This is a genomic window from Planctomycetota bacterium (assembly GCA_018242585.1).
Taxonomy (GTDB): Bacteria; Planctomycetota; Planctomycetia; order Pirellulales; family PNKZ01; genus JAFEBQ01.
Genome location: JAFEBQ010000009.1, coordinates 65,690 through 78,982 on the forward strand (window position 1 = coordinate 65,690; position 13,293 = coordinate 78,982).

General features: G+C 61.3%; 8 protein-coding genes. 6 read left to right on the top strand and 2 right to left on the bottom strand.

The window, feature by feature from the left end:
* Positions 1-332 precede the first annotated feature (332 nt).
* Positions 333-1,787 (bottom strand): sulfatase, encoded by a 1,455-nt coding sequence (locus tag JSS27_04625; GenBank protein ID MBS0208220.1) that lies wholly within the window; start codon positions 1,785-1,787, stop codon positions 333-335.
* 290 nt (positions 1,788-2,077) lie between these two features.
* On the opposite strand from JSS27_04625, the gene JSS27_04630 reads away from it, so the two are divergent.
* The 4 genes from JSS27_04630 to JSS27_04645 all read left to right on the top strand — a co-directional run bounded on the left by JSS27_04630 (position 2,078) and on the right by JSS27_04645 (position 9,661).
* Positions 2,078-3,475 (top strand): DUF1552 domain-containing protein, encoded by a 1,398-nt coding sequence (locus JSS27_04630; GenBank protein MBS0208221.1) that lies wholly within the window; start codon positions 2,078-2,080, stop codon positions 3,473-3,475.
* A gap of 221 nt (positions 3,476-3,696) precedes the next feature.
* Positions 3,697-5,478 (top strand): hypothetical protein, encoded by a 1,782-nt coding sequence (locus JSS27_04635; protein MBS0208222.1) that lies wholly within the window; start codon positions 3,697-3,699, stop codon positions 5,476-5,478.
* A gap of 98 nt (positions 5,479-5,576) precedes the next feature.
* Positions 5,577-8,003, top strand: a complete 2,427-nt coding sequence (locus JSS27_04640) for a DUF1592 domain-containing protein (GenBank protein MBS0208223.1) — start codon at positions 5,577-5,579, stop codon at positions 8,001-8,003.
* Between the two features lie 377 nt (positions 8,004-8,380).
* Positions 8,381-9,661: a hypothetical protein gene (locus tag JSS27_04645; protein MBS0208224.1), complete on the top strand. Its 1,281-nt coding sequence runs from the start codon at positions 8,381-8,383 to the stop codon at positions 9,659-9,661.
* A gap of 264 nt (positions 9,662-9,925) precedes the next feature.
* Here JSS27_04645 and JSS27_04650 read toward each other — a convergent pair whose 3' ends face one another.
* Positions 9,926-10,063, bottom strand: coding sequence for a hypothetical protein (locus JSS27_04650; GenBank protein ID MBS0208225.1), 138 nt, complete (start codon positions 10,061-10,063; stop codon positions 9,926-9,928).
* A 138-nt stretch (positions 10,064-10,201) separates the two neighbouring features.
* On the opposite strand from JSS27_04650, the gene recQ reads away from it, so the two are divergent.
* Positions 10,202-12,373, top strand: a complete 2,172-nt coding sequence (gene recQ, locus JSS27_04655) for a DNA helicase RecQ (GenBank protein MBS0208226.1) — start codon at positions 10,202-10,204, stop codon at positions 12,371-12,373.
* Positions 12,374-12,688: 315 nt separating this feature from the next.
* A complete protein-coding gene (locus JSS27_04660) occupies positions 12,689-13,135 on the top strand; it encodes a PDZ domain-containing protein (GenBank protein ID MBS0208227.1) in 447 nt (148 codons plus the stop codon).
* Positions 13,136-13,293: the final 158 nt, after the last annotated feature.

Genomic DNA, 13,293 nt, shown 5'->3' on the forward strand with positions numbered 1-13,293 from the left:
GGTCCACGTGGCCTGATGTCACGCCTTCCGCTCGGGCGACGTTGACCCTCATCCGGCCTATCGGCCACCTTCTCCCCGAGGGAGAAGGGTTGCTTCGTGCCATAGGATGATGGACGGGTGCAAGGCCCACGACGTCTTTACCCTCCCCCCTGCCCCTCCCTGAGAGGGAGGGGTGTTCATCGCTCGCGCCGCTTGCCGCCAAAGAGTGAAAGCGATGCAGTGAACGCGCGCCAATTGAATCTGTCTCACCTGCCTCTCTTCATCCCCTCCGCGTCTTCTCTGCGTCCTCTGCGCCTCTGCGGTTCAAAATGAGAAGCGGAAAAGACCCCGCCTCATCGCCCTGGCGGGCGCGTGTTCTTTCCCGGAATTCGGAACAGCTTCCGCGCCTGGAAGAAATCTTTCTTCTCCGGGTTCACGCGCATCGCGCCGTCCCCCAGGTCCTCGCGGGCCGCGGCCACGTGCTTCATCAGTTGCTCGACCACGTCCGGATGTTCGAGCGACACGTCGCTCGTTTCGCCCGGATCGTTCACCATGTCGTAAAGCGCTAGCGTCGCGTTGGTCCATTCGTGCTTGCCGGGCATGCCGTCCGCGCCGGGCTCGACGACCGCGTAACGCGTGTGGGGTAGCATCAGCTTCCACGGTCCCGATCGGACCGCTTCGAGATTCCAGGCGTTGTAGTAATAGAACGCCTGGTGCGGAGTCTTGGCCCCGTGCTCGCCCGCCATCAGGGGCCAGATGTCGAGGCCGTCGATCTTGTTCGTCGGCAGCGGCGCGCCGGCCAGCCGCGCAATCGTCGGCAGCAAGTCCATCGCGGTCGTCAGTTCCAAGCAAACTCGCCCCGCCGCCACGTGCCCCGGCCAGCGAGCAATGCACGGCACGCGGAAGCCTCCTTCAAAGCTGGTCGTCTTCCCTTCGCGCAGCGGCTTGGCCGAGCCGCCGTGGTTGCCGTAGCTGAGCCACGGTCCGTTGTCCGACAAGAAGACGACCAGCGTGTCCTCGTCGATCTTCGCGCGCTTCAACGCCGACAACACTTCGCCTACGGACCAATCGACTTCCATGCAGGCGTCGCCGTACGATCCGCGCGGCGACTTGCCGCGGAACTTCTCCGAGACAAACAACGGCACGTGGGGCATGTGATGGCATAGGTACAAGAAGAATGGCCGGTCGCGATTACTCTCGATGAACTTCACCGCCCGCTCGGTGTAACGCTGGACCAGCAGCGATTGGTCCGGGTTGTATTCGACGATCTTCTCCTGCTCCATCAACGGCAGGTCGGGAAAGAAAATCTTCTTAGTCGGGTGCCGCGGCCACTGGTCGTTCGAGTAGGGAATGCCGAAGTACTGGTCAAAGCCGTGCCGCGTGGGCAGGAACTGCGGCCGATCCCCCAAGTGCCACTTGCCGACCATGCCAGTGGCATAGCCAGCTCGGCGCAGCAACTCGGGCAACGTCTCTTCGGCAGCGCTTAGTCCATAGGGGGAATCCGCCTCGATCACCACCGGCAATCCAACGCGCTGGGGATAGCAACCGGTCATCAAGGCCGCGCGCGACGGCGAGCAGACCGACGAGGCGACGTGAAACTCTTGGAACCGCATCCCCTCGACGGCCATCTGGTCCAAGTGGGGCGTCGTGAACCCCTCGGCCCCGTAACAGCCCAGGTCGGCGTACCCTTGGTCGTCGCTGAGAATAATAATGACGTTTGGCTGCCGCGCAAGGGCAATGGCCGGCGCGACGACAACAAGCAAGACAGCGGTGGCCAGGCCGCAGGCGTGGCGGATAATCGATGGCATAGGTCAACGGCGACAATATGAGGAAAGAAGTGCGTCTCATCGAACTCTAATTGGCGGTTCCCGACGTGTCACGCTTCTGGCCGTGCGACCTGAAACGTGCGAACACCGTCACCGAACATTCCTCTCCCTGGAAACATCCGCCCGCACGGCCAAAGTGCATTCATTCGCCGCAAGTTAAATCCCGGCCATGACAAGAGTTCCGGCCGAGATAATTCTTTGCGCCGGTGGGCCGTCCGGCTACAATGGCAAGCCTGCCCACCTAATTATCCCACCTGGCCCGAGAGCTTGTCGTGAGCAACGTCATTTCGCAGCGTTGGCTGCTCGATCGTCGTCACTTCCTCCGCGGTATCGGCGCTTCGGTCGCCTTGCCCTTGTTGAACTCGATGGTCCCGCTTCGCGCGGCCACTGCGGCCCCGGTCGACAAGCCACGGCGCAGCGTGTTCGTCTATATTCCCAACGGCGTCAACGGCATGGCCTGGCAGATCAAGCAGCCCGGGCGCGACTTCGAGTTCTCGCCGTCGCTCGAGCCGCTGGCCAAACACCGCGCCGAGGTGACCGTCTTTAGCGGTCTGCATCACCCCAATGGCTTGGGGCAGGCGCACGTCTGCGCCGACACTTGGCTGACCGGCGCCAAGATCGACGCGCAAAGCGCCCGCAAGTACGAGAACACGATCTCGTGCGATCAGTTGATGGCCGAAGTCACCGCCCAGCACACACGCTTCCCGTCGCTGGAACTGTCGATCGCCTCGGGCACGGGGCGGCCCTTGAACTCGGCGACGCTGGCCTTCTCGCGCGACGGCGTGCCATTGCCGGCCGAGGACAACCCCAAGCACATTTTCAACCGGCTGTTCGGCGCGGAGCCGGGCGGCGTGGCGGCCCAGCGGACGCGACTAGCCAAGCGGCGCAGCGTGCTGGACGCCGTGCTCGACGATGCCCGATCGCTGCGCCGCGAACTGGCCAGCGACGACCGGACCAAGCTGGACGAATACCTTCACTCGGTGCGCGACGTCGAACAGCGAACCGAGCGGCTCGACGCCTGGCTCAATGTCCCCAAGCCGGTGCTCGACAAGAAAGACTCAGCGCCGTTCCAGCGCGATGTGTCCAAGAACACTGCCGGCGAGTATTGGCGCACGATGTTCGACCTGATCGTGCTGGCCCTGCGAACCGATCTGACCCGGGTGGTCACCTACATGAATGGGTCGGAAGGGAACGGCCTGGCCATTCCGGAAATCGGCATCACCCAAGCGCGGCACAATCTTTCACACCATAATGGCGACCCAGTGGTGCTCGAGCGCCTGGCCCGCAGCGACCGGTTCATCATGGAACAGTTCGCCCACTTCCTCGATCAATTGAGCAGCGTCCGCGACGGGGACGACCCGATGCTCGACCGGACGATGGTCCTGTTTGGCAGCGGCATGAGCTACGGCCACAGCCACTCGAACAGCAACCTGCCGATTTTGTTGGCGGGCGGGCGGGGCCTGGGCCTGAAGCATGGCCAGCATATTGACTACAACAAGTCGCACGTCGCCGATTACAAGCTCGACTACGACGAATGGCGAGCCCTGTGTGGCAAGCCCAAGGACGAAAAGGCCCGGCTCAGCAACGTGATGCTGACCATGCTACAGAAGATGGACGTGAAAGCCGAAACATTCGTCGACAGCCTGGGCCCGGTTTCGGAATTGGTGTAGTCGCCCGCCATATTCTCCCCTCGCCCCTCCGTGGGAGAGGGGTTGAGGGTGAAGGGGCGAAGCAGTGCTGACTCGCCGAGTTTTTGCTCCCCGCCTGATGTCCCACCCTTGATGTGAGCGCGCTTCGAAGCGGCTCAATTATTTTCTATCGAGACTTCGCGATGAAACTGCGCGTTGAGTGCTGGTTGTTAATTCTGCTGTGCGCTGCGTTCGCGGCGCCGTTGTTGGCTGCGCCGGCTGACGACATAGCCAGCAAAGTCGACGAGCGTTATCCGTTCCGGACTGATTTCGCCAACGCCGATCTTCCTTGGTATGTGCCCAAGAACGGTGAGTTTCCGCCCCATCATTCCGACCGGCGGATCAGCGGCGAACTGGTCAGCGCCGACTTCATTCATCGCACTGGACAATTTCGCGCGACGCACACCGGCGAGCTGATTGATTTTTCGATGCCGCCGTACGGGTCGGTCATTCACCTGAACGCCGAAGCCGACCTGCGCGACGTGCCGCTGGGGACGTTCTTCCTCTTCTTCTTGAATCAAGACTCGCAAGGGAACTTCAACCGGCTGGCCACGATGCAGGATCAGTTCAGCATCGACGCTGGGCATCGCTTCTCGTACCGCCTGGACGAACTGATGCTGGCCGAAGGGAAGCTTCTTTGCACCAAGCAAAGCCTCGCCAAGCAGCAGCCTGACCTGGGCAAGAAAGAGCTGCTCGTCACGGCGGCCACGCGAGTCTGGCGCGGCGACAAGCAGATTGCCCTCGCCGACCTAAAGCCCGGTGACGACATGCTCTACAATCTGACGGGCAAAACCGCCAAGAGTCCTGGCCGATGCGTCGACATCTGGGTCGGCGCCGAGACGCACCAGTTGGCCACCAAGACACAACGTGACAAGTTCACGGCGTTCACCAAGTTTCGCGGCTTGCCTGGCTGGATCGATCGGACTTCGGGCAACGAACTGACCGCCACGCTGTTCAGCGGCGACACCAAGTCGTTCCAGCAAACCTGGAAGGACGATCTCAAGGTCGGCGCTGGCACCAATTGCTGCGTGGCCAACGACGAATTGCGCACTTGGAATCCGCCGGTCGACAAGGAAAAAGGGACGATTAAGGAAGTAAAGTACATCTCAACCGACGCACACGGGAACAGCGGCGTGCAGATTGTGTTCACAGTCAACTACATGCTCGAAGGCTTCCGCCGCGGCCGCGTGGTCCGCGTGTTCGGCGCAGGCTGGCCACTCAAGGATCAGTTCTATGGCGAAAGCCTGATGGGTTACGGCTACGCCCGGTTGCTGAACCAGGAAGTCGTCGAGTGTACCCCCAAGGAATACCCGGCCCAGTTCCCCTTCCGAACCGATTACGGCAACGAACACCTGCCCTGGTACCAGGTGCGTGTGGGCGAAGCGCCCCCCAAGTTTGCCGAGCACGTGATGTTCGGCGAGTTGGTAAGCGTCGATGCCGAGCACCAACGCGGCCAATTCCGCCAGGACCGAACCGGCAAGCTGGTCGACTTCACGCTGCTGTCGACGGCGACACTCGCGCGCCTGAACGCACCGGCCAAACTGGGCGACCTGCCACCGGGTCAGCGCTACCGGTTTCACATGTTTCAGAACACCAGCGGCAACTTCACCCAAGTGAACCTGATTGCCGACGAATACAGCCACCTGGCGCAGAACGCCCTGACCTATCGCATCGAAGCGTTGCGACTGGACGAAGGCAAGCTGAACGTCGCCCGGCAGATGCCACAGGTCAAGAACTACAACGGCGACATGGAAGCGCCCCCTGACGTGGCCCGCACCGAGTTGCGGGTGAGCGACGCCACGCAGGTTTGGACCAAGGACGGCCAAGCCAAGCTGGCTGACCTGAAACTCGGCGATGTGGTGCTGGTCAACCTGACCGGCGAGCAAACCGGCAATCCGTCGCGCTGCACCGATCTCTGGGTCGGCGTCGAAACACACCAGCAAGTCACCGAGCAGGCCAAACAGCAACAGACCGCCAAGAAATAAGTAGCAACAACCGGAACATGAACCATCGAGTGGTAACTTTAGAGATGCGTCTCCCCCTCACCCTCAGCCCCTCTCCCACGGAGGGGCGAGGGGGGCAAATGCGGCGACTCGCGAGCGCTGCATTGTTCTTGGCAATGACCTGCGCCACGTCGGCCCTGGCCGCGCCGACGCAACCCGCCGGGCTCGACACCACGGTTCGCCCCTTCTTTGCCGCGCATTGCAACGAGTGCCACGGCGGCAAGTTGCAAAAGGGTGACCTGCGGGTTGACACGCTGCCGATCAACTTCGATTCTCCCAAGACGATGGCCCACTGGGAGGAGATCATGAACCGGATCAACTCGGGTGACATGCCCCCCGAGGATCGCCCCCGACCCAAGGCCGACGACGTGGCCCACGTGGCCGAGTGGATTGCCGCCCAGTTGCACGAGGCGGAAGTCGCCCTGCAATCGATCGGCGGCGAGCGAGTGTCGTTCCGCAAGTTGTCGCGCGAGGAGTACGCCAACACGATTCGCGATCTACTGGGCGTGACGTTCGACGTGACCGATCCGACCGGGCTCCCCGAGGATCCCGACTGGCAAGGGTTCCAGCGCATCGGCTCGGTGCTGACCCTGTCACCGGCCCACGTCGAAAAGTACCTGGCCGCGGCCGAAGCGGTGTTGAACGAAGCCCTGGCGATTGGCCCCCAGCCCAAGCAAGAGCTGGTCCGCTGGACGCCGTTCGAGCTGCGCGGCTGGAAGGGGTTTGAAAAGGAATACACCGCCCGCGGCATCGCCGATAAAGTCCGCGTCGATCTGGTGCCCAACAACGGCGCGCTCGACGACAAGACGCTGGCCCTCAAGTCGCCGGGGAACTACCGCGTGCGGATCAAGGTCAGCGGTCTGCGCCCCGCTGGCGGGCGCGCGCCGCGGCTGCGTCTGTACGCCGGCTCGCTGAGTCGCACCTTGTTCGAGCAGGACATCGAAGCCCCCGAAGACAAGCCGGCCGAAATCGAATTCATCACCCACCTGCCGGCTGGGCAGCACCAGATTCGCATCGTCAACGCCGTGGCCGGCCCCAACCCCGAGGCTCGCCGCTCGCGCGCCAGCGGCACGCCGAACACCTTTACCAACCTGCAAAGCCGGGTGCCGTGGCAGATCAAGTTCACCGACGACGACTACAAGCCAATCGTGCCATTTCTGTTGCTCGATGAAATCTCCTGGGAAGGCCCGCTCAACGCCTCGTGGCCCACGCCGGCGCACGAGCAGATATTCTTCGCTGGCCAGGGGGCGACAAACGACGCCGATTACGCTCGGCGGATCATCGCCCGGTTTGCCGAGCGCGCCTGGCGCCGCCCGGTGACCGACGCCGAAGTGGTCCGACTGGTCGAGTTGTTCACCGAGCAGCAAAAACTGGGCGACAGCTTCGAGCAATCGATCCGCTCGGTATTGTTGGCGGCGCTTTGCTCGAAGAGCTTTCTGTACCTGGAGGAAGGCTCGGCCACGAAGGCGAGTCCGCGTTTGAACGATTGGGAGCTGGCCTCGCGGTTGTCTTACTTCTTGTGGAGTTCGATGCCTGACGAGCGGCTGTTCCAATTGGCCCGCGCCGGCAAGTTGCACGAGCCGGCCACCCTGCGCGAGGAAGTTCGCCGGATGCTCGCCGATCCCAAGGCGGCCGAGTTTGCCGAGACATTTCCGCACCAGTGGCTGCAACTGCGCAAGGTCGGCATGTTCGCCCCCGACAAGGTGCTGTACCCCGAGTACGACGAGTACCTGGAACGGAGCATGATCGCCGAAACGGTCGGCTTCTTCCGCGAGGTGCTGACGAAGAACGCCAGCCTCAGCCAGTTCCTCGACTCGGATTGGACGATGCTCAACGAGCGACTGGCCGAGCATTATGGCATTGCCGGCGTCCAGGGGGAGCCGATGCGACGCGTGGCGCTGAAGCCCGCGGACCATCGCGGCGGCTTGTTGACGCAAGGGGCGATTCTCGGTCTGACCTCGGACGGCACGCGCCATCGGCCGGTCCATCGCGGCGTCTGGGTGCTCGAATCGATCGTCGGCCGCGCGCCTCCGCCACCGCCGGCCAATGTGCCGCCGCTGGGCACGCCCGAGGCCAACGCCCGCAAGATGACGGTGCGCGAGAAGCTGGAACTGCATCGCTCGGACCCGAACTGCACGGCCTGTCACCGCAAGATCGATCCGCTGGGCGTGGCGTTCGACAACTACGACGCGATCGGCCGCTGGCGGACGGTCGAGACGGTGCGCGACGGGACCGGCGCTGACCCGACGCTCGACCCCAGCGGCGAGTTGTACGACGGCCGCGGCTTTGCCGACGCGGCGGAGCTGAAACGGCTGATGCTCGACGACCTGGACCGCTTCGCGGCCGCGTTCACCGACAAGCTGGCGACGTACGCGCTGCGCCGCGGGATGACCTTCTCGGATCGCGGCGAATTGAAACGAATCGTCGAACAAGCCCAGGGCGAAGACTACCGCCTGGCCACGATCGTCGAGTTGTTAGTGACGAGCCCGCTGTTTCAGAAGCGGTGAAAGCCGCATCAGGTTGACTGCGACGCCTCGGATTGATGATATGGAAAATGCCGTAGGTGTAGCCGCGATTGTCACAGTGTTAGCAGGCGTCGTCGAGTTTTTCTGGTGGCAAGAAACGCTCGCAAACCGGGTTCTTCAGGAATGGGCGAGAAATCAACACCTCGCATTGGTCTCGTCTGAACAATAAAAGGGAAAACGTCGCGCCGCGTGAAGGTGGGCACGCTCGTCGCAGACGCGGGATTCGATAGCGAGGCCGCTCAGCTACCCAGCTTGCGCAGTCTCAGGCAATAGTTACAAACCCGCAAAATATCATTGACCGCAGATACGGCCATCGGACAATCGACCACGACGCTTTGTCGAACCAATGGGGTATCGCCATGTTCACTCGAATCGGCGGTGGTTTGATCGTTCTCTCGTTGGCCACCATATTCGGCGCTGAGAATACTCAGGCCGACGTTGCCGTGCGGAGCCATGTCAAATCCAACGGCGCTTACGTTCGGCCGCACTATCGCTCTAATCCCGATGGCATCTTCGCCAACAATTGGTCGGCTGCGGGCAATATCAATCCGTATACCGGTGCTTGGGGAACGAGATCGCGGCCGAGTAACAGCAACTCGTATCGCACTTCACCATCTTTGTACGCTTCGAGCGCACCAAGCTTGGGTAACTATTCTCCGGCTTACGATTACGGATTGGAATCGCCGCAGGAACGCATTGCAGTTGAACGCGTGCGCCGCGAAACCGAGTTAGCAGCCCAGGCGGCTCGCCGGCATGAGATGGAGGCGCAACAGCGCCGTGCAGGTGACGCTCGCACAAATGTTCGACTAACTGAAGCTATCGTCCGTTGGCAAACGACCGAAGATCAGATTCAGTCTGCCAAGAGCGCTGCCGTTGAACTCGAAACGCTTGAGCGTCGGCAAAAATGGAGTGAGGAAAATGCGAGTCTATCGCGCGAATCACTCGCTAAGCTACAGCGCAACATAGCCGAGTATGAACAGAAGTGGGATTTGAACGAAGCATTAGACTTTGAGGAAGGCAGGAAGTTAATAGTCGGCGCGGAACTGCGATACACCAGAGCAAACGCGCGGGCAAAGTCGGCCCAAGAGCAGAACAGCGCTACGTATAAATACGATCTGGCACGAACCCGCGCTGAAGCGTTCAGATTAGGGGAACTGAGCGTTCAGCAGCAACGAGCAATGCAGTTTCAGCGGGAATGCCGTAATCTTGCCGTTAGCGAATACCGTGAAACAGCCTCTGCTCGCCACAAGGCGGAAGAACAGGCGCGGGTTGCCAGTTTTAAGAAGCAGGACGCGGAAATAATTGCTGCCACCAAAGTGCGACTTGACCAAGAAGCCCGCCAGCGCTTCGCCGATTTTCAACGTGAAAAGGAAACCATTTTGGCTCACGGGCGAGCGGAAACCGAAACTGATATTCTGGCGCTACACCAACGCTGGGACTTACAGGGCGATGCGTCGGAATCGGTCCACGCCGATGACAGCCGCCCAACGCAAAATCGACAGGGGCTTACATCCGACGATAGGCTAACGTCGACCAACTCGACGACTAGCGGCCCGGTCGATGCTTCGACGGCTGGCATCGCGGTTGCTGCGTTATCAGGCTTCGTGGCGTTTCTTCGCTTCAAGTTCGGCGTCGGCTAATCGCTCACCAGCGCCTCCTTCAGCGAACTGTACTAGTTCAGCGTGAAGCGGAGTTTCGGCGGCCGGAGATTAGCGGTCTAAAGAAACGACGGTTGGTGACAATTCGAACTCCGAACGGATCAGTGGAGCGGCTCCGCCGCAGTTGTTTTCCGAGCGTTCACGCAGACCAGGGGTGCTCATTGCCGCCCCTGGCCCCAGGCTAGCCTTTCCCTGTGTTCCGGTGCAAGCGGTGCGCTGCGTCTGACGCCGCTGGGCGCGTCTTTCTCACGCGCTTTTCAGCTTGGCATCACGCGCGTCGAAGATTGCCTGCTCGCGACCCACCAGCTTGTCCGCCGGCGTAATGTAGCCGATCGCGCTGCGCAAACGCACCTGATAGAGAGTGACAATGGGGATAAGTTCCATTTCAATATGAGTTCTCACCCATCGGCCGCAGCCCGCCAATGGCTCACACAAAGGCTCTCTCGTGGGCAGAGTCGTTGGTATTGAGCATGATCGCCGGCCACTTGTGGGGCATCTAGTCGTTCGGTCAAATGCTGTTTCATGGAACCAATGAAACAGCTTCGCGCCGTGGTGCGCCAATATTGGGGTTTTGACGAGTTGCGTCCGTTGCAGGCCGAGGCCATGCAATTGGCCCTGACGCGGCGCGATTCGCTGGTCGTCCTGCCGACGGGCGGCGGAAAGTCGCTCTGCTTTCAAGCTCCGGCGCTGTGCATGCCCGGGCTGGCCGTGGTGGTTTCGCCGCTGATCAGTCTGATGAAGGACCAGGTCGATGCGCTGGTCGACCGGGGCGTGGCCGCGGCCGCGGTGAACAGCACGTCGTCGCCGGCCGAGCGCCGCCGCGTGGCCGACGAGATTCGGGCCGAGCGGCTCAAGCTGCTGTATCTTTCTCCTGAGCGGTTGACATCGGAGCAGATGTTGACGTTTCTAACCGGTGTCAAGCTGTCGTTCTTTGCCATCGACGAGGCCCACTGCATCAGCCAGTGGGGCCACGACTTCCGCCCCGAATATCGCGAACTGAAGCTCCTGAAGGAAACATTCCCCGACACGCCGGTCCACGCCTATACGGCCACGGCCACCGCCACGGTGCGAGAAGAGATCGCCCGCGAGTTGCGACTGGAACGCCCCGAGACACTGGTCGGCGCGTTCGACCGGCCAAACCTGGTCTATCGCGTGTTGCGCCGCGGCGACAAGATGAAACAGATCACCGAGGTGATCGAACGCCACGCCGACGAATCGGGCGTGATTTACTGTCTGCGACGAGCCGACGTCGACGAGTTGTGCGAGCAATTGCAGGCTGCGGGCTACACGGCGGCCCCTTACCACGCGGGCATGGACGAGCGCGCTCGGCACGACAGCCAGGAGGCGTTTGCCAATGATCGGGTAAAAATCATCGTCGCCACCGTGGCGTTCGGCATGGGGATCGACAAATCGGACGTGCGCTTCGTGCTACATGCCGCCGCGCCCAAGTCGCTGGAAAGCTACCAGCAAGAAAGCGGCCGCGCGGGGCGCGACGGGCTCGAAGCTGAGTGCTGTCTGTTCTTTTCCGGCGCCGACTTCATGGCTTGGCGACGGATGCAGAGCGAGCTACCGCCGCCGGCGCTCGAGGCGGCGATGGCGCTGTTGGACGGTATCGAGAAGTTCTGCTTGACGGTGAATTGCCGACACCAGGCGATTGTGAACTACTTTGGCCAAACGCTGCCGAACGAGAACTGCGGCGCGTGCGATGTGTGCCTGGGGGATGTCGAGTATCAGGCCGACGCGCTGGTGATTGCTCAGAAGATTCTGTCGTGCGTCGTGCGGCTGCAAAGTGGCTTTGGCGCCGCGTACGTCACGAACGTATTGGTCGGTTCGCGCGAGCAACGCATCCTGGAACGTGAACACGATCAGCTCAGCACGCACGGCATTCTGCAAGAGTTCGACTCGAAGCACATCCGCGGCTGGGTCGAGCAACTGGTCGAGCAAGGGTTTCTGGCCAAGAGTGGCGAATACAACGTGCTGCAAATCACGGCGAGCGGTCGGGAACTGTTGCGCGGGAACGCCACGCCACGGCTGTTGAAACCTTCGACCAAGCCGCGGCGTGAATCGCGGGCGGCCAAGGAGTCGTGGGAAGGGGTCGATCGGGAACTGTTTGAGAGCCTGCGCTCGCTGCGCCGCCGCAAGGCTGACGAACGGGGGCTGCCGCCGTTTGTGGTGTTCAGCGATGTCACGCTGCGCGACATGGCCCGACGGCGGCCCATGACGCCGGAACAGATGCTGGCAGTGCATGGCGTTGGGCAGCAGAAGTGCGCGCAGTATGGAGCCGAGTTCATCGCCGCGATTCGCAGCTATTGCGAACTGCACGGGGTGGGTGACGGTCGCACCATTGAATCGTTTGATGACGAGCCAACCGTGGCGCCTAAGCGAAGCTCAAAAGGGGCCAAAGCGGCGGCCTTCGAGCTGTTCGCCCAGCGGCGTAGCATTGAGGACGTCTGTCAGAAACTCAGCCGAGCCCCTTCGACGGTGCAAAGCTATTTGCTGGAATTCATGACGGAACGCGAGATCGACGACCCGACTCCGTGGCTCGATGCCGGCCTGTTCGAACAAATCAGGCAGGCCGCGTGTCAGGTCGAAACCGGTCAACTGACGCCGTTGTTCGAAGCGCTGCGCGGAGCGGCCACCTATGATCAGATTCGCGTCGCGCTGGCGGCGCTGAAGAATTTTTCAGAAAAATAGCGCGTCGTTTTCTGCTCAACGAAATTGCGCGTTTCTAAAAAGTCGACAGCCGGCGATATTCGCTAAGCTGATTCGGATTTTCAGTTTATGGAAGTGCTGACTCGCTAACATTGTTAGACTTCTAACATTTCAGCCTCGTCTAAACCCTTGTCGCTGCCTGGGGTTACGCAACATCAAGCTTGAAATCTAGTTAAAGATGCGCTACTGTTTTATTAGATAATGATTAGTGCGAGCCACTCAGCCTTGCCGGCTCGGCTGATCGTAACAGCTTAATACAACCAGTTCTTTTGGCCGCCGGCTGAAGGAGACGTCACGATGAAGTTTCTAGCAATTGCGATGTTTGTCGCTTTGACCGCGTTTGCCCCGTTTGCCAATGCCGAAGGGGTCAAGGCCCGCGGCGCGTTGGGGGTGACCATGACTCGAACCGGCACCGCCCGGGTGGTGCGCGTGGCCCCGAACAGCCCAGCTTTCCGCGCTGGCTTGCTGCCGGGAGACAAGATCGTCGCGATCGGCGACGAAGAGATCAAGAACTTCCATGACGTAATTCGCGTCGTCACCGGGCACAAGCCTGGCCAGAAGGTTGAAATCATCTTCGAGCGCAATGGTCTGCAAGGTGACGTCGATGTGGTGTTGAGTTCGGAAGTCGATGCCTTCGGCAACACGACGCCGGCGTATGTGCCGTCGGGCGACGGCGAAACCAATCCGGAATGGCCCGCCGGCTATCAACGCGGCCGTTCGGAATCGTTTCCATACCAAAGTTAAAGACTTCGCCGAGCGGCCCTGAGGCCTGCTAGCGAACGAATACCGAAGCTGCTTTCAGAGGGTTGGAGACGCAAACGTCTCCAACCCTTTTTTATTGCGCCCACCTGGGCAGCCTGAAGCGTCGAATCAGCACCAGCACGCAAGCGTCGCTAGCGGCC

Excerpts from the sequence above, each read along its gene's own strand:
- JSS27_04625 (MBS0208220.1), bottom strand. The coding sequence starts at position 1,787 with ATGCCATCGATTATCCGCCACGCCTGCGGCCTGGCCACCGCTGTCTTG.
- JSS27_04640 (MBS0208223.1), top strand. The coding sequence starts at position 5,577 with ATGCGGCGACTCGCGAGCGCTGCATTGTTCTTGGCAATGACCTGCGCC.
- JSS27_04645 (MBS0208224.1), top strand. The coding sequence starts at position 8,381 with ATGTTCACTCGAATCGGCGGTGGTTTGATCGTTCTCTCGTTGGCCACC.
- JSS27_04650 (MBS0208225.1), bottom strand. The coding sequence starts at position 10,063 with ATGGAACTTATCCCCATTGTCACTCTCTATCAGGTGCGTTTGCGCAGC.
- recQ (MBS0208226.1), top strand. The coding sequence starts at position 10,202 with ATGGAACCAATGAAACAGCTTCGCGCCGTGGTGCGCCAATATTGGGGT.
- JSS27_04660 (MBS0208227.1), top strand. The coding sequence starts at position 12,689 with ATGAAGTTTCTAGCAATTGCGATGTTTGTCGCTTTGACCGCGTTTGCC.